Here is a 23,426-nt window from a genome sequence, read left to right as displayed (position 1 = left end):
TATAAATAAAATCATTTAAATATAAATTTTTAATTAATTTTTTAAAATTTTATTAAATATTTTTTTAATTAATATTGGATTATCATGAATAAACATTATAATTATGTTGTAATTGGAGCAGGAAGTGGTGGTATTGCATCAATTAATAGAGCATCAATATATAATAAAAAATGTGCAATTATTGAAGCTAAAAATATTGGAGGAACTTGTGTTAATTTAGGATGTGTACCAAAAAAAATTATGTGGTATGCAGCACAAATTTCTGACGTTTTTAATAAATACTCTAATGATTATGGTTTTTTTATAAAAAAAAAATCATTTAATTGGTCTGTTTTAATTAAAAATCGTGATATTTATATAAAGAAAATTAATAAACATTATAAAAAAATATTTTATAAAAATAAAATAAAAATAATTAAAGGATTTGCAAAATTTTTTAATTCTAATACATTAATAATTAATAATAAAAAAATTACTTCTGATCATATATTAATTTCTACTGGAAGTAAACCAAAAAAAATTAATATTCCTGGATCACAATATGGAATAAATTCAGATGATTTTTTTAAATTAAAAAGTCTTCCAAAAAATATAGCAATAGTTGGAGCTGGATATATAGCTATAGAAATAGCAAATTTATTAAATAAGTTAGGTGTAAAAGTTTTATTATTTATTCGTAATAAAAAACCTTTAAAAAAATTTGATTCATCTATAGTAGATGTATTAGTTAATACAATGATAAATGAAGGCATATCATTATTTACAAATTCTAAACCTAAAGAAGTAATAAAAAATTCTGATAATACTTTTACATTAATTTTAAAGAATAATAAAAAATTTAAAATTGATAAAATTCTTTGGGCTATTGGAAGATCTCCTATGACAAAAAATTTAAATTTAAATAAAATTGGTATAAAAACTAATAAAAATGGATATATATATGTAGATAAATTTCAAAATACTAGTATTTCAAATATTTATGCTCTTGGAGATAATACAAAATCTATTGCTTTAACTCCAGTAGCAATATCTTCAGGAAGAATTTTATCAGAAAGATTATTTAATAATAATAAAAATGCTTATTTAAATTATAAACTTATTCCTACAGTTATTTTTAGTGATCCTCCAATTGGATCAATTGGTTTAACAGAAAAAAATGCTATTATAAAATATGGAAAAAAATTAATTAAAATATATAAATCTTCATTTATTTCTATGTATACATCTATTACAAAAAATAAACAATTATCTTTTTTTAAATTAATTTGTTATGGAAAAGAAGAAAAAATAATTGGTTTACATGGTATTGGATATGGAATGGATGAAATACTTCAAGGATTTTCAGTTGCTATAAAAATGGGTGCTAAAAAAAAAGATTTTAATAAAACTATGCCAATTCATCCAACTTCATCAGAAGAATTTATAACTATGAAATAATTATAAATTTTTATAAATTTTATTTTTTTTTAAAAATTAAATTTTTGGAGATTTTCTAATTAATTCTATTGATGAATAAAAAGAAATATCTTGATACCAAATATTTATTATTTTTTTTAAAAATTTTAAACCAATTTTATTAAATGAAGAAAAAATATTTATATTTATATAATAATCATTAAAATAATTATTTATTAATTTTTTTATTTTATATAATTTTTCTTTAGATTGTTTTTTAGAAAATTTATCTGATTTTGTTAAAAAAATACAAAATGGAATTTTATAATATTTTGCCCATAATAAAATTTTTTTATCTTTATAACTAATAAAACGACGAATATCAATTAAAATAATTAAAGCTTTTAAATTTTTTCTATATTTTAAATATAAATTTAATAAATTTTGTATTTTATTTTTTTTTTTAAAATTTTTTAAATAACCATATCCAGGAAGATCTATAATACGTATTTTTTCAGAAATTTCAAATAAATTAATAAATTCAGTACTTCCAGGTGTTTTACTAAATTTAGCAAGATTTTTTTTGTTTGATAAAATATTTAAAATACTTGATTTTCCTACATTAGATTTACCAATTAAAGCAATTTCAATAAAATTATCTATTGGAAGATCGTTAATATTTAAATAACTAGATATAAAGTTAATATTTTTATAATTTAATGAATTTAACAAAATAAATACCTTAATAATATTAAAAATAGTTTTTTAAAAAAATATTTAAATAAATAAAATTTTTTTAATATTGTTTTTCCAAGAATTAAATTCAAAATAATTACACCAAAATATTATTTTTTTAATATTAGGTTTTTTTATAATAAATTTTTCAATATTAAATTTTAATGAAATATTTGTTTTTATTTTTGCTAATTTATAAGATAAAAAAGCTATTTTTTTATTTTTAATTAATGTTTTTTTTATAAATTTATTTTTACTTATATTTAATTTTTTATTTTTATCTAAAAATTTATATATGTTTTTAATATTTCCTATTGTATTTAATAAGTATATAGCAGTTTTTTTTCCTATACCTAAAACTCCTGGAATATTATCAGAATCATCTCCAACTAAAGATAAATAATCTATTATTAATGAAGGATTTATACCAAATTTTTTTTTTATATCTTTAGATTTAAAAAGTATATTATTATTAATACTAATAATATTAATATTTTTAGATACTAATTGAGCCATATCTTTATCATCAGTATTAATAAAAACATCAAAATTATTATTTTGTGCTTTTATAGCTAAAGTACCAATAATATCATCAGCTTCTATACCATTAATTGATATTAATGGTAACCCAATAGATTTTAAAATAGAATACAAAGGTTTAATTTGTTTTTTAAGATTTTCAGGCATAGAAGATCTATTTGATTTATATTTAAAAAATAATTTATGTCTAAATGTTTTACCACCTGCATCAAAAACAATTAAAAAATATTGTGGATTATATTTTATAAATAATTTTTTAAGCATATTTATCATAATAAATATAGCTCCAGAAGGTTTTTTTAAAGAATTTTTTAAAAAAGGAGCAGAATAATATGCTTTATATAAATAAATAGAACCATCAACTAATAAAAATTTTTTTTTCATATATCTAATTGTCTTAATTTTTTAATTAATATTTTATAAATTATTTATAAATAAATGTAATAATATTTATTTTTTTTAAAAAATTATATAAATATTTTTTATTAAAATATTTTAAACTTTAAAAAATAAATATTTTAATTTTTATAAATATTTTTTATATTAATAATTATTAATATAAAAGAAATAATAACTCCAACAATAAATACTAAATTAATATTTTTTATATTAAAAAAATAACTACTAGATATTCCTCCTATAGCTAATCCTAAAAATTGACTTGAAGAATATAATGACATAGATATTCCTTTATATTTTTTATTAGATTTTCTTATTATCATAGATGACAATAATACTTCTAATATAGTAAATGATATAAAAAAAAATTGTAAACCTAATAATAATTCAATTTTATTTTTATTAAAAAATAATATAATTTCTGAAAAAAATAAAAATATTATTATTAATAAAAATATTTTATTAAAATTTTTTTTAAATTTAAAATATATAGTAAATAAAAAATTAATTATAAAAGATATTATTAAAATAAATAAATAAATTTTCCATTGATTTATTTTATATAAAAAATATTTATTCATAATAATAGGTATTGATATAAAATTTGAAGATAATATAGCATGTAAAGAAAATATATTATAATTTATTTTTAATAATTTTTTATTTATAAATATTTTATATAAATTTTTTATTTTAAATTCATTAAATTTATTTATTTTATTTAAAGGATTAGGAACTATATATATAACTATTATAATTGCTACAAAAGATAAAAAAGATACAAACCAAAAAATTGATTTTATACCAAAAATATTTATTATTATAGGGTTTAATATAAAAGCAATTATAAATGATAATGCAAAACTTATTCCTATAAATGACATAGATTTTGTTTGATTTTTTTTAGAAACTAAATCAGAAAGTAATGCCATAATAACACTTGTTATTGCTCCAGATCCTTGTAATGCTCTTCCTATTATAAAACCCCAAATATTATTTGTTATAGCATTTATTATACTTCCTATTATTAATAATAATAAACCTATATTAATAATTAATTTTCTTTTTATAAAATCAGAAAGAAATCCCATAGGAATTTGAAAAATAGATTGTATAAGTCCATATATTCCTATAGAAATTCCAATAAGATACTTGTTATTTCCATATAAAGTCATTCCATATATACTTAAAATTGGCATTGTAATAAATATACCAACCATACGTAAAAATATAACAAATGATAAACCTATAGAGGCACGTATTTCCATGTAATTCATTTATTTTTATTTCTCATAAATATTTAAATTTATTAAAAATTTTAATATTATATATAATTTTTTTATAAAAAATTTAATAATATTAAATAAAATTTATAATTAAAATTATTTGTTTTATGTTAAATTTAAAAAAAATAAATATTAAAATAATTTAATTTTAAAACATTTATTAAAATTAGCAATTAAATATTATTAAATATTTTAAATTTAAAATTATTTATTTTTTTATAAAAATTAAATATAAATAAAATCAAAATGAATAATTTTATCTTTAAATGGATGATATTGTATTGAATGAATTTTTACTTTTATTTCTTTTTTATTAATTTTTATAATAAAGAAATTTTTATAAAAATCATTTTTATATTTATTATTAGAAATAATATTATAACAAAATTTAATTTTTAAAGGTTTTATATTTTTTCCATATATAATTGCTGGTATTTGATTTAATAATCGTAATCTTTTATTAGAAGATTTGCCTATATCTTTTCTTATTTTTGCATTTATAATTATCATTTTATAAAATCCATAGTATTATTAATTATTTATAAAAATTAAATAATTTTAAAAAATATAGTATTTTTTTAAAAATATTTATTATATTTAATAATTTTAATAAATTATTTATTTTTTAAAATATTAAGTAAATTTTTAAATTAAAATTATTTATTTTATAATTTATAAATTAATTAAAAGTTAAATTTATATTTAATAATTAAATATTTATGATAAAAATTATATGATATTTATTTAAAATAAATAATTAAATTATTTACATAAAAAATATGTTAACATATTAAGTTCTTCCCAAGCTAAATCTGTATTATATTTTTTTATAATTAATTCTATTTTTATCATTAATTTTAATATTTTTTTAATTTTATTAAATTTAAAATTTTTTAATGCATATTTTTGTATTTCTTGTTTATTTTTCCAAATTTTATATTTATAAAATAAATATTTAAGAGAATAATTTTTTATTAGTTTTTTTTTTATTTTTAATAATAAATATATTTCTCTCTGAATTGTTCTAAGAAGAATTATAGGATCTATTGATAATAATTTAAGTTTATTTAAAATATGATAAGAATATTTTATTTTTTTAAGAAATATAGCATCAGTCCAATTTATTGGTGTAAAATATGATAAATTAATAATAAATTTTTTAATTTTTTTAAAATTAATATTTTTATTAAAATATATTTGTCTTAATTGTTGAAATATTTGATTTAATGCTAACAAATTTCCATTATAATTATAAGATAAAAAATCACAAGAATTTTTATCTAAAATTATTTTAAAATTTTTTGCTCTATTATAAATCCATTCTGATATTTTTGAAGATATAGGATTATTACAATCTATTAATATACTTAAAGTACTTAAATTTTTAAACCATTTTTTTCTTTTTTCTTTTTTAGATAAAATATTATTGGATCTTATAATTAGAATAATATCTTTATGTATTAAAGATGATAATATTTCTAAATTTTTATCTATTAAATTATTAGTTCCATTTTCTGGTAAAATTAATAATAAAGATTTTTTATAAGAAAATAAACTAAATGTTTGAAATATCATAAAAATATAATTCCAATCATTTTTATTATTTAAAATTATTGTAGTACATTCATATAATTTTTTTTTTAATTTATTAAAAATATAATTTTGACTTTCTTGTAAAAATAAAATATTATTTCCAAATAAAAAATAACAATTATATGTATAATTATTTAAGTGTTTTTCTAATTTATAAAATGGTAAATTTATCATTTTAATTACTAATATTTATTTATTAAATAAATCATTCTATATAAGAATATATTTTTAATATTTTATTAAAAATAATTTCTGCTATTTGTTTATATATTTCTTTAAATAAAAAATTTTTTGATGAATTTTTTTGTAAAATTAATAATGGATTTTCAAAAAAAGTTTTATTAATTTTTATTAAAATTGGATATATATTCTTATTAGGTGTAATAATATATAATTTTAATATAAATATATAATTATGTTCTATATTTTCATTTTTTTTTAATATAGAAAATAATTTATATTTTTTTTTTATTTTAAAATATTTAATTTTTAAAATTAAATATTTTTTATTTTTAAATTTATTATTATTTTCTTCAATTAATATATTATATGATTTTATTTGTCTTTTAATAATACGCATAAGAAGATCACTTGAATTATAATTTTTTAATATTATATATTTTATTTTTTTAAAATTATACATATTTTTATTTATATGATAACTACATCCAAAACATATATATGCTATAAAAATTATTATTATTTTAATAAAATTATTCATTATTAATATTTATATTTTAATTTGTAACAAAATTTATTAATTTTTTTGGAACATAAATAATTTTTTTTATTGAAGTATTTAATATATATTTATTAACTGATTTCATTTTTAATGAAAACTTTTTTATTTTATCTTTATTAAAATTAATTGGAACCATAATTTTTTCTCTAACTTTTCCATTAACTTGAATAACTATAAGTATTTCTTCTTTTATAAGATATTTATATTTAATTTTAGGCCATTTAACATAATCAATATTACTATTGTAACCTAAACATTTCCATAAATAAAAACATACATGTGGTATAAAAGGATATAACATTCTAACAATAACTGAAAAAGATTCTTGCATTACTAAATTAATTTTTTTAGAATTTTTATTTAATTTAGATAAAAAATTTATAAATTCCATAATTGAAGAAATGGCTGTATTAAAATTATTTTTTTTATTAATATCATTTGTAACTTTTAAAATAGTTTTATTAAGCATATATTTAATATTTTTATAATTTTTATCTAATATTTTATTTTTTATATTTATGTATTTATTATTTATATGTTGATATATAAGTTTCCATAATTTATTTATAAATCTATAAGATCCTTTTATTCCAGATTCTTTCCATTCTAAGTTCATTTCAATAGGAGCTGAAAACATTATAAATAATCTCATTGTATCAGCTCCATATTTTTCTATCATTTTTTGTGGATCAATTCCATTTTTTTTCGATTTAGACATCTTTTTCATTCCACAATATATTAAATCATTATTTTTATTATCTATAGCTTTTATAATTTTTCCATTTTTATCTCTTGTAATAAAAATATTATCTGGAGAAACCCAAATTTTTTCATTTTTATTATTTATATAATAAAATGTATCTGCTAATACCATACCTTGACAAATAAGACTTTTAACAGGTTCATCAGTTATTAATAATCCTTCATCTCTTAATAATTTATGATAAAATCTAAGATATAAAAGATGCATAGTTGCATGTTCAATTCCACCTATATATTGATCTACAGGTAACCAATAATTAGCTGATACAGGATTTATTATTCCTTCAAAGTTAGGAGAAGTATAACGATGTAAATACCATGAAGATTCTATAAATGTATCAAATGTATCAGTTTCTCTAAATGCTTTTTTTCCATTAAAATTTATATTAAACCATTCAGGATAATCTTTTAAAGATTTTAAAGAATTTTTATTTAAAGATTTTAATTTTGGTAAATTTATTGGTAATTCATTTTCTTTTATTGGAATTATTGTTCCATCTTCTAATGTAATCATTGGAATAGGAGTTCCCCAATAACGTTGACGAGAAACTCCCCAATCACGTAATTTATAACATGTTAAATATTTTGCTATTTTAAGATTAATTAATTTTTTAATAATAGCTTTAGAAGCTTCTTTTCTAGATAAACCATTAAATTCACCAGAATTATATAATATTTCTTTATTATTTTTTTTAAAACAAAAAATTTTTATTAATGGTATATTATATTTTTTAGCAAACTCAAAATCATTTTTATTATAAGCTGGAACTCCCATAATAGCTCCTGTTCCATAATCTAAATCAATAAAATTAACTATCCAAATAGGTAATTTTTTTTTATTAATAGGATGAATAGCATATAATCCTGAAAATATTCCTAATTTTTTTTTTTCTTTAAAATATTTTTTAGTATTTATATTAAATGTTTGCTTTTTTATAAAAGAAAAAATATTTATATTTTTTTTTGATTCTTTTATGGAAAATGGATGATACATAGATATTGCAATATAAGTAATTCCCATAAACATATCTGGGTATGTTGTATATATTTTTATATTTTTATTTAAATTTTTAATTTTAAATATAATTTTTATTCCTTTAGATTTTCCAATCCATTTTTTTTGCATGTTTTTTACTTTAGATGGCCATTTATTTAGAATATTTAAATCTTTTAATAACTGATTAGCATAATTTGTTATTTTAATAAACCATTGTGAAATATTTTTTTTTGTTATTAAATTACCACATCTCCAACAACAATTATTAATAACTTGTTCATTTGCAAGAACTGTTTTGTCATATTCACACCAATTAACTAAAGACATTTTTTTATATACTAATCCTTTTTTATATAAATTAATAAAAAATTTTTGTTCCCATTTATAATATTCAGGAACACATGTAGTTATTTCTCTACTCCAATCATAAGAAAAACCTAAAGTTTTTAATTGTTTTTTCATATATAAAATATTTTTTTTAGTCCAATCTTTAGGAGTTATATTATTTTTTAAAGCTTCTGTTTCTGCAGGTAAACCAAAAGCATCCCAACCAATAGGTTGTAATACATTATAACCTAACATACGATGATAACGAGATATAACGTCTCCAATAGTATAATTTCTTAAATGACCTATATGTAATTTTCCTGAAGGATATGGAAACATTGATAAACAATAATATTTTTTCTTTTGAGAATTTTCAAAAACTTTAAATGTTTTATTTTTTTCCCAATATTTTTGTGCTTTAATTTCTATTTTTTTTGGAAAATAAAATTCTTTCATATAAAATAATCCTTTAAAATAAATTAAAATTAATATAATATTTTATTTTAATATTTTTAAATTAAATTAATAATATTTTTTATATAAAATAAACTATTTTATATAAAAAATATTTTGATTTATTATATATAATATATATACAATATTAATTAATAATTTTTTATTTAAAAATTTATTAAATAAAATTTTATTATTTATTTTATATAAATAATTAATAATATATATTATATATATAATAATTATTTATAATTTAATATAATTAATTCTATAAATTTTTTAAAATATTTTAAAAAATTTTAATATAAAAAATAAAAAAAATTTTGAAAAATTATAATCATAATACTGTTTTATTAAAAGAATCTATTGAAAGTTTAAATATAAATCCAAGTGGAATATATATTGATGCTACTTTTGGGGGTGGAGGTCATTCAAAACTTATTTTATCTAAATTAAATAATGATGGTAAATTATTTTCAATAGATCGTGACATTGAATCAATAAAAATAGCATCTTTAATTAAAGACAAAAGATTACATGTAATACATAGTACTTTTTCTTTATTAAAAAATTATATGAAAAATTATAATTTATTAGGAAAAATTAATGGTATTATATTAGATTTAGGAGTTTCATCTATTCAAATAGATGATTCTACAAGAGGTTTTTCTTTTAAAAAAGATGGACCATTAGACTGTAGAATGGATAAAAATAATGGAATTCCTGCTTTTAAATGGTTATATTCTGCTTCAGAAAAAAAAATTTGTTGGGTATTAAAAAATTTTGGAAATGAAAGATTTGCAAAATTAATTGCAAGAAAAATTTTTTTACAAAATAAAATAAAAAAAATTACTAGAACTAATGAATTATCAAAAATTATTATTAATTCAATTCCATGTTGGAACAAATATAAACATCCAGCAAGAAGAACATTTCAAGCTATTCGTATTTTTATTAATAATGAATTAGAAGAATTAAAAATAATTTTAAAAAATAGTTTATTATTATTAGCTCCATATGGAAGAATATCTATAATTAGTTTTCATTCTTTAGAAGATAAAATAGTTAAAAATTTTATGATTAAATATAGTCAATTACCTTTATTTATTAAAAAATTACCATTAACTGAATTAGAAATTAAAAATAATTATAAAAATATTTTAAAAATTAAATATTTAGGTAAAAAAAAACCTTCAAAAAAAGAAATATCTATTAATTATAGATCACGTAGTGCTATTTTAAGATCAGCAGAAAAATTAAAAATATAAAATATTATATATAAATTAAAATTTAAAATTAAATAAAATTTATATAAAATTTTATAAAATTAATTTTTAAATAAATTTTAAAAATTTATTTAAATTAAAAATAAATTAAATATAAAAATATTTTTAATAAAATAAATTTTTATTTAAATTTTTAAAAATTTAATTTTTACATTGAGATTTATAATGATTAAACAAAGAACATTAAAAAATATTATAAAAACAAATGGAATAGGATTACATACAGGAAAAAAAATAACTTTAATATTAAAACCTGCTTTAGAAAATACCGGAATAATATATAGACGTATTGATTTAAATCCATATGTTGATTTTAAAGTTAATGCAAATCTTGTAAAAAATACTTTTTTTTGTACTTGTTTAATAAATAATTATGATGTACGTATTTCTACTGTAGAACATTTACATGCTGCACTTTCAGGACTCGGTATTGATAATATTATAATTGAAGTTAATGGTCCTGAAATTCCTATAATGGATGGAAGTTCAATTCCTTTTATATATCTTTTATTAAAATCTGGAATTAAAGAATTAAAAACTGATAAAAAATTTATAAAAATTAAAAAAACTATTATTATTAATGATAAAGATAAATGGGTAAAATTAAGTCCTTTTAATGGTTTTACTTTTAATTTTACTATTGATTTTAATCATCCTGCTATTGATATAAATGTTCAAAATTATTTTTTTAATTTTTCTTCTAATAATTTTATAAAAAAAATAAGTCCTGCTCGTACATTTGGATTTGTTAAAAATATAAAAAATCTTAGATCAAAAGGTTTAATACTTGGTGGAAATTTAAATTCTGCAATTATTCTTGATGATTATAAAGTTATTAATAAAAATGGACTTCGTTTTAAAAATGAATTAGTTAGACATAAAATATTAGATGCTATAGGAGATTTATATATGTGTGGATATAATATTATTGGATCTTTTAGTGCATTTAAATCAGGTCATAAAATGAATAATAAATTATTAAGAACTATTTTAAAATCTAAAAAATCTTGGAAATTTATTAAATTAGATAATTTAAATAATCCATTTTCAATTTTTTAAAAAATATAATATTTAAAAAATTTTTAATAAAAATAAAAATATTTTTAAAAATTAAATATTTTTTTTAATAATATTTGCAATTCTTTTTAAAACTATACTTAAATTATTTTTATTGTTTCTTGAAACATATAAAATTGATTTTATACTTTTTTTAGTTATTTTTTTATTATTATAAATTTTATTTTTTTTATTATTTTTTAAATTATAAATATTTATTTTATTATTAATTATTGATTTTATTTCAATATCAGGATTTATTTTAATATCAATATAAGATAAAGATGGTAAAATTTTACTTTTTAACAAAAATAAAATTTTAATACTTTCAAATTTAAGTCTTGTCATCCAAGCAGAATTAGATGTTTCTAAAAAAAGAATTTTATTTTTAATATTTAATACACGAAATTTATATTTTAATGGAAATGGAAGTATAAATTTAAGAAAACAAGTTATTTTTAAAAGCATTAAAGAATGATTTTTAATTTTTTCTAAATAAAAACTTTCTTTAGATAATTTTTTATTTTTTGTAAAAAAAAAGTAAATAGGATATGGTTTTTTATTATGCATAAAATATTTTAAAATTAAATAACTGTTATTTTTTATATAATTTTTATAAATTATATATAAATTATATAAAAATTTTAATATTATAAAATTTATTTTAATAATTTTTTAATAAAATTTTTAATTTAATTAATTTTTTTTATATATAAAATATTAAAAATTTATTTTAAATAAATTTAAAATTTATTTAAAATAAATAATAAAAAAATATATAATAAAATTATATTTTTTATTTAAAAAATATAATTTTATTATATATTTTAAATAAAAAATAAACTATTATTTTTTTTAAATTTATATAAATTTTATAAAAAATATAAATATTAAAAAAATGTTTAATTATATTATTATTAAGAGAAATTATTTAATTATGTTTAAAAAAATTATAAAAAAACTTTTTTATACAAAAAATAAAAAAATGTTAAATAGAATGAATAAAATAATAAAACAAATTAATTTTTTAGAAAAAAAAATAGAAAAATTAAATGATGATCAATTATCAAATCAAACTGTTTTATTTCGCAAAAGATTAAAAAATAAAGAAAATATTAATAATTTATTACCTGAATCTTTTGCTACAGTAAGAGAAGTTATTAAGAGAATTTTTGGTATTCGTTTATTTGATGTTCAAATATTAGGAGGTATTGTTTTACATGAATGTTCTATTGCTGAAATGAAAACTGGAGAAGGAAAAACTTTAACATCTACTTTACCAGCTTACTTAAATGCTTTAACAAAAAAAGGAGTACATATAGTTACTGCAAATGATTATTTAGCTAAAAGAGATTCTAAAAATAATAAACCTCTTTTTAATTTTCTTGGATTAACTACTGGAATAACTTTACCAAATATATCTATAAAAGAAAAACGTATTGCATATTCTTCTGATATTACATATGGTACTAATAATGAATATGGATTTGATTATCTTAGAGATAATATGGTATTAAATCAATATGATAAAGTACAACGTAAATTAAATTATGCAATAATTGATGAAGTAGATTCTATTTTAATAGATGAAGCTAGAACACCATTAGTAATTTCTGGTCCATCTGAAGATAGTTCTATTTTATATGAAAAAATTAATAAAATGATTCCTAGTCTTATTTTACAAAAAAAAGAAGATTCTGAATTTTTTAAAGGAAATGGACATTTTTTTATAGATGAAAAAAATCGTCAAGTTGATTTAACAGAAAATGGAATGATTTTTATTGAAAAACTTATGATAAAAAATAAAATTATAAAAAAAAAAGAATCTTTATATTCTTCAAAAAATATTATACTTATGCAATATATTATATCTGCTTTAAAAGCACATGTATTATTTATAAAAAACATAGATTATATTGTAAAAAATAAAATGATAATAATTGTTGATGAACATACTGGACGTACTATGCATGGAAGACGTTGGTCTGATGGATTACATCAAGCAATAGAAGCAAAAGAAAATGTTCCAATCCAAAACGAATATCAAACTTTAGCATCTATTACATTTCAAAATTATTTTCGATTATATAAAAAATTATCTGGTATGACTGGAACTGCAAAAACTGAAGCTTTTGAGTTTAATTCTATTTATAAATTAGATACTATTGTAGTTCCTACAAATTGTCCTATGATAAGAAAAGATATGCCAGATTTAGTCTATATAACTGAAAAAGAAAAAATTAAAGCTATAATTAAAGATATATTATATTGTTATAAAAAAAATCAACCAGTATTAGTTGGAACAATATCTATTGAAAAATCTGAAATAATTTCTAAAAAATTAAAAAAAATTAATATACCTCATAAAGTATTAAATGCTAAATTTCATTCTAAAGAAGCAGAAATTATTTCTCAAGCAGGTAAACTTAAATCTGTTACTATAGCTACTAATATGGCAGGACGTGGTACAGATATTGTTCTTGGAGGAAATTATAAAAATGAAATTTCCTTATTAAAAAAAGAAAATAATTTTTTAAAAAATTCTATAAAATATAAATATATAAAACAATATAATAAAGTTATATCTATAGGAGGATTACATGTTATTGGAACTGAAAGACATGAATCAAGAAGAATAGATAATCAATTAAGAGGTAGATCTGGAAGACAAGGAGATCCTGGATCATCTAGATTTTACTTATCTATGGAAGATCCTTTAATGAGAATGTTTACTTCAGAAAAAATTATTAAATTTATGAAAAAATTAGGAATGAAAGAAGGAGAAGCTATAGAACATCCACTTGTTACTAAAGCTATTGCTAATGCTCAAGCAAAAGTTGAAAATAGAAATTTTGAAATGAGAAAAGAATTATTAGAATATGATGATATAGCTAATGATCAAAGATTATCAATTTATAAACAAAGAAATGAATTATTAAAATCTAAAAATATTAAAAAAATTATTGATAATATTTATGAAGATGTAATTTTATTTTTATTTAATTTATATATACCTAAAAAATGTAAAAAAAATAATTGGAAAATAAATAGTTTACAAAAAAAAATTAAAAATAATTTTAATATAAAAATACCAATAAAAAAATGGATTAATGATAAATATATAAAAAGAAAAGAATTATTTATAAAAATATTAAATTTAATTAAAAAATTTAAAAAAAATTGGAAACATAATAAATATATACATGATTTAGAAAAAAAAATTATGTTAAAAGTAATAGATGATTATTGGAAAGATCATTTATCTGCTATAGATTATTTAAGACAAGGAATACATTTAAGAGGTTATGCACAAAAAGATCCAAAACAAGAATATAAAATAGAATCTTTTAAAATGTTTAATAAAATGTTAAATTTATTAAAATGTGAAATAATTAGTAAATTAAGTATTATACAAAAAAATTTATCTAAAAAAACAAATAATAAAAATATAAATAAAAAAGAAAAAACTTTAATAAATAATATTTTTTTCTATAAAAATAAAAATTTAAATATTAAAAGAAATGATTTATGTCCATGTGGTTCTAATAAAAAATTTAAAAGATGTCATGGACAAATATATTAATATATTTAATTTTTAAAAATATTTAATAAATTAATATTTAATATTTATTAAAAAAATAAATATATTTTAATTTAAAAAAAATTATTTTATTGAAATAGGATCAACATCAATAATCCATTTTACTTTTTTTATTTCTGGTAATTTTAAAATAAATTTTAAATTTTTTTTTATTAAATAATTTAAATGTATTCTATTATGTCCAGATATTAATAAATTCCAACGAAATTTTCCATTAATTTTAAAAGAAAAAGCTGGTATTGGACCAATTACTCTAAAAAAGTTTTTTTTGATAAAAATATTTTTATTTAATAAATTTTTAATTTTTTTAAGAAAAGATTTTGAAAATATGTTATAAGAATCTTCAGAATAAAATAAAATATGATATATAAATGGAGGTAACATTGTTAAAAATCTTTCTTTTAAAATAATATAAGAAAATTCTTTATATTTAAGTTTTAATAATTTTATTAATAATGGATGATTTGGATAATTAGTTTGTAATAATATTTCTTTCTTTTTTATTTGAGAAGATTTTAAAGAAATTTGTGTATATATTTGAGAAAATTTTTCAGATGATCTAAAATCATTTGAAAATAACATATTATCAATATCTAAAATACCAACTAAAGTTACATAAGGAAAATAATATTCTTTTACTAAAGAATTAGTTCCAATTAAAATTCTATATTTATTTTCTTTAATTTTTTTTAAATTTTCTTTAATTTTTTTTTGACAAAAAAATTTATCTTTATCTATTCTTATAATTGGTATTTTTGGAATTTTTATTTTTAAAAATTTTTCTATTTGTTTTGTACCTATTTCAACTTTAATAAATTTTTTTGATAAACATTGTGGACAAGTTTTAAAAATTTTTTCTTGAAAATTACAATTATAACAATATAATTTTTTATTATATTTATGTAAATTGTAATTATTATTACACAATAAACATTTTAAAATATAATTACATTTACAACAAAATAATATTTTAGAAAATTTTTTTCTTTCTAAAAGAATAAGAACTTGATTTCCAAAAAATATATGTTTTTTGATTTTTTTTAAAAGTTCATTAGAAATTCCATTTATTAATATTTTTTTTTTTATATTTATTAATTTTTTTTTATAAAAATATGATTTATCTTTTAAATTAAAAAAATAAAATTTATTATATTTTTTTTTTTTAATGTTATATAATGTTTCTAAGGATGGAGTTATACTATCTAATATTATAGGTATATTTTTTATACGTGCTCGTAAAATAGAAAGATCTCTTGCATTATAAAGCCATCCATTTTGTTGTTTATATAAAAAATCATGTTCTTCATTTACTATTATTATTCCTAATTTTTTAAAAGGTATAAATAAAGCAGATTTAGTTCCTATAACAACACAATATTTTCCATTTTTTACTTTTAACCATATAGAAAGTTGTTTTTTTTTATTAATTTTAGAATGAAATATTGCTATAGATATAGAAAAATACTTATTTAAAATATTAAAAATTTGTAATATTAAACTAATTTTTGGTACAAGAAATAAAACTTGTTTTTTTTTTAAAAATATTTTTTTTAAAATTATTAAATACATTTTAATTTTAATATAAAATATATTTTGAGATAATAACCATACAGAAAATTTATTAATTTTTTTAAAAAAATCTTTTAAATCAAAATTATTATTTTTTTTTAAAAAAAGATTATTATATTTTTTCTTAAAAATTGAAATATAAATATCATTTTTTAATGATAAAAATTTAATATAGCATAATTTTTTATTTTCTAATTCTTGAAATATTTTTTTTGAAAATCCTAATTTATTTATTTGATTTTTTTTTAAAGGTCCTTTTATTAATCTTAATAAAGCTTTTTTTTGTTTAGGTGCATTTTTTAATTTTGTTAAATCAATATTTGATTTTTTATTTAAAAAATACCATTCTAATGGTTTTTCTTTTTTAAAAAAATTTTCTTTACGTAATAAAATAGGTAATGAATAAAATAAAATTTTTCCTATTGGATAATGATAATAATTAACAGACCATAAAAGCATAGACCATATATCTTTTGAAAATAAGGGTTTTTTATCTAAAATTTTAATAACTTTTTTTAATTTTTTTTTAAAAAAATTATTTTTATTTGTATAAATATCTACAATAATACCTATATATTCTTTATTTTTAAAAGGTACTTTAACTCTTATACCAGATAAAATATTATCATATTCAATAATTACATAGTCAAATGTATTAATTAATGGAATAGGAAGAGCTACTTTTACAATTAACATATATAAGTTCCATAACTATTTAATATTTTTAAAATTAATATTAATAAAGTTTAATTTTATATAAAAATAAAATTTTATATAAAAAATATGATATATATCATTATTTTTAATAAAAAATTTATTTTAATTATTTTTTTATTTAAAAAATAATTTAAACATATATTTTAAATCTTTTTTTAAAAATATTTAAAATATTTGTAATAAAATTTTTAAACATTTTTGGATAAAATATTTATGATTTTTATATCAGATATACATCTTAATATAAAAAATCCAATAACAATTAAAAAATTTTTAAAATTTCTTAAATATTCTTTAAATAATATAAAATCTTTATATATCTTAGGTGATTTATTTGATGTATGGATTGGAGACGATTATAAAAATATATTATATAAAAAAATTGCTCATGAACTTTTTTCTTTAAAAAACAGAGGTATATCATGTTATTTTATTCCAGGAAATCATGATTTTTTAATTGGAAAATATTATGCAAAATCTTGTGGAATGATTTTATTACCTGAAAAAAAAATAATTAATTTTTTAAATAAAAAAATAATTATATTACATGGTGATTCTCTTTGTATTAATGATTATTCATATAAAATATTTAGATATATAATAAGATCTAAATTTTTAAAAAATATATTTTTACGTCTTCCATTATATTTGCGTTTAAAAATATTTAAAAAAATTCAAAACAAATCTAATTTAAAAAAAAAATATAAATTTAATATAAAAATTAATGAAAAAAAAATTTTAAAAATATTTAATGAAACAAATTTTGATATTATGATTCATGGTCATATACATCAAAAAAATATTTTTATATTAAAAAATAAAAATAAAATTTTTTATAGAGCTGTTTTAGGATCATGGGAAAATAATGGATCTGCTATATATATTACAAAATCAAAAATAAAATTAATTAATTTTTTATTTTAATTTATAATAAAAAAATTATTATTAATTAAAAAAAATATTTTTTATATATGTAAATATATATATTTTAAAATATTTTAATATTTATTAAATAATAAACATTATTTATATTTATTAATATTTATTAAAAAATTAAATTTTTAAAATAATTTTAAAAAAATATAAATATATTAATTTAATAATTATTAAATTAAATAATTAAAATAAAATTATATAAATTTTATTTTAATTATTTCTCAAATAAGATTATGTATGAAAATAAATAAAAAAATTTTAGATGGTAAATATGTATCTAAAAAAATTAAATATAAAATAACTAAAAAAATTAATAAACGTATAAAAAAAAATAAAAAAATTCCTGTTCTTGCAGCAATACTTATTGGAAATGATATTCCTTCAAAAATTTATATTAAAAAAAAACAAAAAATTTGTAATGAAGTTGGAATAAAATCTATTATTTATAATTTATCTGAAAATATAAATGAATATAATTTAATTAAATTAATAAATAAATTAAATAATAATAAAAATATTGATGGAATACTTATTCAATATCCATTACCAAAACATATAAATAAAAATAATATTATTGAAAAAATATCTCCATATAAAGATGTAGATGGTTTACATCCATATAATATTGGAAAATTATGTCAAAATAATCCAATAATACATCCATGTACTCCTTTAGGAATTATAACATTAATAAAATATTATAAAATAAAAATATCAAGATTGCATGCAGTAATAGTTGGAAAATCAAATATTGTTGGACAACCAATGAGTTTAGAATTATTAATTTCTGGGTGTACAGTTACTATTACACATAGTTTAACTAATAATTTAAAATATCATATTAAACAAGCTGATTTATTAATTGTAGCAGTTGGTAAACCAAATTTTATTCCTGGATATTGGATTAAAAAAGGAGCTATTGTAATAGATGTAGGAATAAATAGATTAAATTCTGGTAAAATAGTAGGAGATGTTGATTTTTTAAATGCTATAAATAATGTTTCTTATATTACTCCTGTTCCTGGAGGAATTGGTCCAATGACAGTTATTTCATTAATTCAAAATATTTTGTTAATTTGTGAAAAATATAATAAATTTTAATTAAAAAATTATTAAAATTTTATATAAATTTAAATATATAAATATACTTTAAATATTTTTTTTATATGATTTATCTTTAATAAAAATACCCATAGATAAAAGTTTTTTTCTTAATTTATCTGATATATCCCATTGACATTTTTCTCTTGCAATATTACGTTGTTTAATTAATTTAATTATATATTTATTATTTTTTTTTGTAAAATTTTTTAAAAAATTTTTTGGATTTTCTTTAAAAATACCAAGAATTTGACCAAGATATTTTAAAGTAGATGATAAACCATTTATTAACTTTGATTCTTTTTTTTTCATATAATTAATTTTTTTTACTAATTTAAATAAAACACAATATGCTTGTGGAGTATTAAAATCATTATTCATAGATTTATTAAATTCTTTAATAAAAATATCTCCTCCAAAAGGTTTAATATTTGTATTTGTATTATTTAATACAGTATAGAGTTTTTTTAAAGAATTTTGTGATTTAATTAATTCATTTTCTTTATAAGAAATATTATTTCTATAATGTGATGACATAAAAAAATATCTTATAACTTCAGGATGATATTTTTTCATTATATTTCTTAAATATAAAAAATTTCCTAATGATTTAGACATTTTTTTATTATTATTAATAATAGTACCACTATGAATCCAAAAATTTACACAAGATTTATTTTTTATAGAAAATGATTGTGCTATTTCATTTTCATGATGAGGAAAAATTAAATCTGATCCTCCTCCATGTATATCACAATGAGAATTAAAATACTTATAATTTATAGAAGAACATTCTATATGCCAACCAGGACGTCCATTTCCCCATGGTGAATCCCAACTAGGTTCTTGTAAAGGAGATAATTTCCATAAAATAAAATCTTTAAAATTTTTTTTATTAAAATTTTTTTTTATTCTAATTCCTTCTTTTAATTTAAAAATGTTTTGTTTTGATAAATTACCATAATTTTTTTGACTAGAAACTGAAAAAAATACATTTCCATCTGGAGCTATATATGCTTTTTTATTTTTTAATAATATTTTAATAATTTTAATTATATATTTTATATTATTAGTAGCTCTAGGTTCAAAAGTTGGTCTAAGTATATTTAATTTATCAAAATCTTTATGCATTTCATAAATCATATCATTTGTTAATTGATAAATATTTTTTTTTAATTTATTTGATTGTATTATTATTTTATCTTCAATATCAGTTATATTTCTTATATAATTAACTTTATATCCAATATAATTAAAATAACGAACTATCATATCAAAAATTACAAAAGTTCTTCCATGACCAATATGACATAAATCATATACAGTTACACCACATACATATATATTAACAATTTTTGAATATATTGATTTAAATTTTTCTTTTTTTTTAGTTAGTGTATTAAAAATTTTTAACATAAAATACTCCTATATAAAATAATTATTTTTTTAAAAAATTAATATATTAATATATAAAAAATTTTTAATAAAAAATATAATTAATTTTTAATTAAAAATATATATTTTTTATATAAATAAAATTTTTATAAATAATTAAGATTAATATATTTTTTTTATAAAAAATATCTAATAATTCAAATTTTATTAAAATATAAAATATGTTAATATATTTAATTAAAATAATTTATATATCAAATATATAAAAAATTTTTAATAAAAAATATTTTCAACTAATTTATGAATTTTATAAAAAAATATATATAACTTAAAAATATTATATTAAATATAATTTTAATTATTTTTTATGTAAATAATATTTTAATATTTTTAATATAAAATTAATATAAAAATAATTATTTTTTTTAAAAATTAATAAATAATTTAATGGAAATTAAATGAATAAAAACAATTTATTAAAATTAACTTGGATTAGTTTTTTATCATATGGATTAACTGGTGCATTAGTTATTGTAACAGGAATAATACTTGAAAATGTTGCAAATTATTTTAATTTATCTATTTCAAAAATGAGCAATACATTTACTTTTTTAAATGCAGGTATTTTAACAGCAATTTTTATTAATTCTTGGTTAATGGAAAAAATATCTTTAAAAAAAGAATTAATATTTGGATTTATATTAATGGTAGTTTCTACAATTAATTTAATTTTAGCAAAAAATTTAATTTTATTTTCTATTTCTATGTTTATTTTTGGATTAGTTAGTGGAATAACTATGTCAATTGGAACTTATTTAATTACAATTTTATATAAAGGAAAAATTAGAGGATCAAAATTATTATTAACAGATTCTTTTTTTAGTATGGCTGGTACTTTATTTCCAATATTAGGAGGAATATTTATTTCACATCATATCCAATGGTATTGGATTTATATATGTATTACTTTAATATATTTTATTATTTTTATTTTAACAATTTTTTCTGATTTTTCTTTTATAGAAAAAAAAAATAAAATTAAATTAAAATTTATATTTTCTTTTAAAGAAAAATTAGGTTTTCCTATAATTTTATTATCTATATCTGCATTATGTTATATTCTTGGTCAATTAAGTTTAATTTCTTGGCTTCCTTTATATGTTACATCTCAATTTAATGTAAAAATGGAATATTCAAGTAGATTAGTAAGTTATTTTTGGACTTCTTACATGATAGGTATGTGGGTATTTAGTATATTATTACGTTATTTTAATCTTCAATATACTATTACAATATTAACTGCTATATCTTCATATATTATATATCTTTTAATTAATTCTACAAATTTATGTATGTTTCCAAGTTATCTTTGTTTTTTAGGTTTTTTTTCAAGTTCTATATATACAACTATAATTACACTTGGATCACAACAAACTAAAGTAGTATCTCCAATAATTGTTAATATGATTTTAATTTTTGGAACTATTGGAACTATGTTAACATTTATAATAACAGGTCCTTTTGTATATAATTTTGGAATTAAATCAGCATTATATATATCAAATATATTATATATAATAGTATTTTTATTATGTTTAACACTTGGTTTTTTTAGTTATTATAAAATTAATAAATAATTTTAAAAAATTTTAATAAAAATTTATTTTATTTAAAATATTTAAAATTTTTAATAAAAAATTAAAAATAAATTATAATATATATAAATAATTTATAAGGAACTTTATATGAAAATTCCATTAATTGTTGCTAATTGGAAATTAAATGGAAATGAAAATATTTTAACAAAATATGTAAAAAATTTATATAATAAATTTAATAATGTTAAAAATATTAATATAGCTATTGCACCTCCAATAATATATTTAAATATTTTAAAAAAAATTATAGGAAAAAAAAATATTTTTCTTTGTTCACAAAATGTTGATATCCATGAAAATGGATCTTTTACTGGTGAAATTTCTGCTAAGATGTTAAAAGATATTGGAGTAAAATATTCTATTATTGGTCATTCTGAGAGAAGAAATTTTCATAAAGAAAATTATGAATATATTTCAAAAAAATTTAATATTTTAATTAAAAATAATATTACTCCTATTTTATGTGTTGGGGAAAATATAAAAGAATATATTTCTAATAAAAGTATACAAACATGTATAAATCAAATTTCTTGTATAATTAATAATTTAGGTATAAAATTTTTTAAAAATATTGTTATAGCATATGAACCAATTTGGGCCATAGGAACTGGACATGCAGCTAATAAAGAACATATACAAAAAGTTCATAAAAATATAAGAAAATATATAAAAAAATATGATAAAAAAATATCAGAAAGTATTATTATTCAATATGGTGGATCTGTTAACATTGATAATGTAAAAGATTTATTTTTTCAAAAAGATATTAATGGATTTTTAATTGGAAAATCTTCACTTGAAATTAATAATTTTATATCTATAATAAATAATATACAAGAATGTTTATAATAATATTTATTAAATAATAAATAAATTTT

The 23,426-nt window shown here is 15.6% G+C and carries 18 protein-coding genes; 8 read left to right on the top strand and 10 right to left on the bottom strand.

Annotation, left to right across the window (positions count from 1 at the left end; translation table 11 throughout):
- Nucleotides 1-84: 84 nt before the first annotated feature.
- On the top strand, nucleotides 85-1,437 hold the full coding sequence (gene gorA / locus AB4W47_RS00720) for a glutathione-disulfide reductase (protein WP_367670728.1): 1,353 nt from the start codon (nucleotides 85-87) through the stop codon (nucleotides 1,435-1,437).
- Between the two features lie 36 nt (nucleotides 1,438-1,473).
- Here the strand turns inward: gorA and yihA are convergent, their stop codons facing one another.
- The 7 genes from yihA to leuS all read right to left on the bottom strand — a co-directional run bounded on the left by yihA (nucleotide 1,474) and on the right by leuS (nucleotide 9,232).
- A complete protein-coding gene (gene yihA / locus AB4W47_RS00715; protein ID WP_367670727.1) occupies nucleotides 1,474-2,127 on the bottom strand; it encodes a ribosome biogenesis GTP-binding protein YihA/YsxC in 654 nt (217 codons plus the stop codon).
- 45 nt (nucleotides 2,128-2,172) lie between these two features.
- The gene (locus AB4W47_RS00710) at nucleotides 2,173-3,054 is read right to left on the bottom strand and encodes a 5'-3' exonuclease H3TH domain-containing protein (RefSeq protein WP_367670726.1); all 882 of its coding nucleotides are present in this window, start codon (nucleotides 3,052-3,054) and stop codon (nucleotides 2,173-2,175) included.
- 134 nt (nucleotides 3,055-3,188) lie between these two features.
- On the bottom strand, nucleotides 3,189-4,337 hold the full coding sequence (locus AB4W47_RS00705) for an MFS transporter (RefSeq protein ID WP_367670725.1): 1,149 nt from the start codon (nucleotides 4,335-4,337) through the stop codon (nucleotides 3,189-3,191).
- Between the two features lie 243 nt (nucleotides 4,338-4,580).
- Complete coding sequence (rplY, locus tag AB4W47_RS00700) at nucleotides 4,581-4,865, bottom strand: 50S ribosomal protein L25 (protein ID WP_367670724.1); 285 nt, start codon at nucleotides 4,863-4,865, stop codon at nucleotides 4,581-4,583.
- Between the two features lie 252 nt (nucleotides 4,866-5,117).
- Nucleotides 5,118-6,122 carry a DNA polymerase III subunit delta gene (gene holA, locus AB4W47_RS00695; RefSeq protein ID WP_367670723.1) on the bottom strand — a complete coding sequence of 335 codons (1,005 nt, stop codon included), beginning with the start codon at nucleotides 6,120-6,122 and terminating at the stop codon, nucleotides 5,118-5,120.
- Between the two features lie 31 nt (nucleotides 6,123-6,153).
- Nucleotides 6,154-6,669 (bottom strand): hypothetical protein, encoded by a 516-nt coding sequence (locus AB4W47_RS00690; RefSeq protein WP_367670722.1) that lies wholly within the window; start codon nucleotides 6,667-6,669, stop codon nucleotides 6,154-6,156.
- Nucleotides 6,670-6,685: 16 nt separating this feature from the next.
- The gene (gene leuS / locus AB4W47_RS00685) at nucleotides 6,686-9,232 is read right to left on the bottom strand and encodes a leucine--tRNA ligase (protein ID WP_367670721.1); all 2,547 of its coding nucleotides are present in this window, start codon (nucleotides 9,230-9,232) and stop codon (nucleotides 6,686-6,688) included.
- A 317-nt stretch (nucleotides 9,233-9,549) separates the two neighbouring features.
- Here leuS and rsmH point away from each other — a divergent pair, with 317 nt between their 5' ends.
- On the top strand, nucleotides 9,550-10,497 hold the full coding sequence (gene rsmH, locus AB4W47_RS00680) for a 16S rRNA (cytosine(1402)-N(4))-methyltransferase RsmH (RefSeq protein WP_367670773.1): 948 nt from the start codon (nucleotides 9,550-9,552) through the stop codon (nucleotides 10,495-10,497).
- Between the two features lie 183 nt (nucleotides 10,498-10,680).
- Nucleotides 10,681-11,574, top strand: coding sequence for a UDP-3-O-acyl-N-acetylglucosamine deacetylase (gene lpxC, locus AB4W47_RS00675; RefSeq protein WP_367670720.1), 894 nt, complete (start codon nucleotides 10,681-10,683; stop codon nucleotides 11,572-11,574).
- Between the two features lie 51 nt (nucleotides 11,575-11,625).
- Here the strand turns inward: lpxC and AB4W47_RS00670 are convergent, their stop codons facing one another.
- Nucleotides 11,626-12,141 carry a DciA family protein gene (locus tag AB4W47_RS00670; RefSeq protein WP_367670719.1) on the bottom strand — a complete coding sequence of 172 codons (516 nt, stop codon included), beginning with the start codon at nucleotides 12,139-12,141 and terminating at the stop codon, nucleotides 11,626-11,628.
- A 367-nt stretch (nucleotides 12,142-12,508) separates the two neighbouring features.
- Here AB4W47_RS00670 and secA point away from each other — a divergent pair, with 367 nt between their 5' ends.
- A complete protein-coding gene (secA, locus tag AB4W47_RS00665) occupies nucleotides 12,509-15,154 on the top strand; it encodes a preprotein translocase subunit SecA (protein ID WP_367670718.1) in 2,646 nt (881 codons plus the stop codon).
- Nucleotides 15,155-15,235: 81 nt separating this feature from the next.
- Here the strand turns inward: secA and priA are convergent, their stop codons facing one another.
- Complete coding sequence (priA, locus tag AB4W47_RS00660; RefSeq protein WP_367670717.1) at nucleotides 15,236-17,437, bottom strand: primosomal protein N'; 2,202 nt, start codon at nucleotides 17,435-17,437, stop codon at nucleotides 15,236-15,238.
- Between the two features lie 234 nt (nucleotides 17,438-17,671).
- Here priA and AB4W47_RS00655 point away from each other — a divergent pair, with 234 nt between their 5' ends.
- Both AB4W47_RS00655 and folD read left to right on the top strand, forming a co-directional pair.
- Nucleotides 17,672-18,382 (top strand): UDP-2,3-diacylglucosamine diphosphatase, encoded by a 711-nt coding sequence (locus AB4W47_RS00655; protein WP_367670716.1) that lies wholly within the window; start codon nucleotides 17,672-17,674, stop codon nucleotides 18,380-18,382.
- A gap of 255 nt (nucleotides 18,383-18,637) precedes the next feature.
- Nucleotides 18,638-19,495, top strand: a complete 858-nt coding sequence (gene folD, locus AB4W47_RS00650; protein WP_367670772.1) for a bifunctional methylenetetrahydrofolate dehydrogenase/methenyltetrahydrofolate cyclohydrolase FolD — start codon at nucleotides 18,638-18,640, stop codon at nucleotides 19,493-19,495.
- A 48-nt stretch (nucleotides 19,496-19,543) separates the two neighbouring features.
- Here folD and cysS read toward each other — a convergent pair whose 3' ends face one another.
- Nucleotides 19,544-20,911: a cysteine--tRNA ligase gene (cysS, locus tag AB4W47_RS00645; RefSeq protein WP_367670715.1), complete on the bottom strand. Its 1,368-nt coding sequence runs from the start codon at nucleotides 20,909-20,911 to the stop codon at nucleotides 19,544-19,546.
- A gap of 437 nt (nucleotides 20,912-21,348) precedes the next feature.
- Here cysS and tsgA point away from each other — a divergent pair, with 437 nt between their 5' ends.
- Nucleotides 21,349-22,527: an MFS transporter TsgA gene (gene tsgA / locus AB4W47_RS00640; RefSeq protein WP_367670714.1), complete on the top strand. Its 1,179-nt coding sequence runs from the start codon at nucleotides 21,349-21,351 to the stop codon at nucleotides 22,525-22,527.
- A gap of 108 nt (nucleotides 22,528-22,635) precedes the next feature.
- The gene (tpiA, locus tag AB4W47_RS00635) at nucleotides 22,636-23,397 is read left to right on the top strand and encodes a triose-phosphate isomerase (protein ID WP_367670713.1); all 762 of its coding nucleotides are present in this window, start codon (nucleotides 22,636-22,638) and stop codon (nucleotides 23,395-23,397) included.
- The last annotated feature ends 29 nt before the right edge of the window (nucleotides 23,398-23,426 follow it).

The organism is Sodalis-like secondary symbiont of Drepanosiphum platanoidis, from assembly GCF_964059955.1.
GTDB lineage: Bacteria > Pseudomonadota > Gammaproteobacteria > Enterobacterales > Enterobacteriaceae.
Note: the sequence above shows the minus strand (reverse complement) of the source record. Positions and strands in the feature narration are given on the sequence as shown.

What these genes read in the sequence shown, in the direction of transcription:
- AB4W47_RS00690 (WP_367670722.1), bottom strand. Translation starts at nt 6,669, where the DNA reads ATGAATAATTTTATTAAAATAATAATAATTTTTATAGCATATATATGT.
- secA (WP_367670718.1), top strand. Translation starts at nt 12,509, where the DNA reads ATGTTTAAAAAAATTATAAAAAAACTTTTTTATACAAAAAATAAAAAA.
- leuS (WP_367670721.1), bottom strand. Translation starts at nt 9,232, where the DNA reads ATGAAAGAATTTTATTTTCCAAAAAAAATAGAAATTAAAGCACAAAAA.
- tsgA (WP_367670714.1), top strand. Translation starts at nt 21,349, where the DNA reads ATGAATAAAAACAATTTATTAAAATTAACTTGGATTAGTTTTTTATCA.
- cysS (WP_367670715.1), bottom strand. Translation starts at nt 20,911, where the DNA reads ATGTTAAAAATTTTTAATACACTAACTAAAAAAAAAGAAAAATTTAAA.
- lpxC (WP_367670720.1), top strand. Translation starts at nt 10,681, where the DNA reads ATGATTAAACAAAGAACATTAAAAAATATTATAAAAACAAATGGAATA.
- holA (WP_367670723.1), bottom strand. Translation starts at nt 6,122, where the DNA reads ATGATAAATTTACCATTTTATAAATTAGAAAAACACTTAAATAATTAT.
- AB4W47_RS00710 (WP_367670726.1), bottom strand. Translation starts at nt 3,054, where the DNA reads ATGAAAAAAAAATTTTTATTAGTTGATGGTTCTATTTATTTATATAAA.
- AB4W47_RS00705 (WP_367670725.1), bottom strand. Translation starts at nt 4,337, where the DNA reads ATGGAAATACGTGCCTCTATAGGTTTATCATTTGTTATATTTTTACGT.
- gorA (WP_367670728.1), top strand. Translation starts at nt 85, where the DNA reads ATGAATAAACATTATAATTATGTTGTAATTGGAGCAGGAAGTGGTGGT.
- AB4W47_RS00655 (WP_367670716.1), top strand. Translation starts at nt 17,672, where the DNA reads ATGATTTTTATATCAGATATACATCTTAATATAAAAAATCCAATAACA.
- AB4W47_RS00670 (WP_367670719.1), bottom strand. Translation starts at nt 12,141, where the DNA reads ATGCATAATAAAAAACCATATCCTATTTACTTTTTTTTTACAAAAAAT.
- rplY (WP_367670724.1), bottom strand. Translation starts at nt 4,865, where the DNA reads ATGATAATTATAAATGCAAAAATAAGAAAAGATATAGGCAAATCTTCT.
- priA (WP_367670717.1), bottom strand. Translation starts at nt 17,437, where the DNA reads ATGTTAATTGTAAAAGTAGCTCTTCCTATTCCATTAATTAATACATTT.
- tpiA (WP_367670713.1), top strand. Translation starts at nt 22,636, where the DNA reads ATGAAAATTCCATTAATTGTTGCTAATTGGAAATTAAATGGAAATGAA.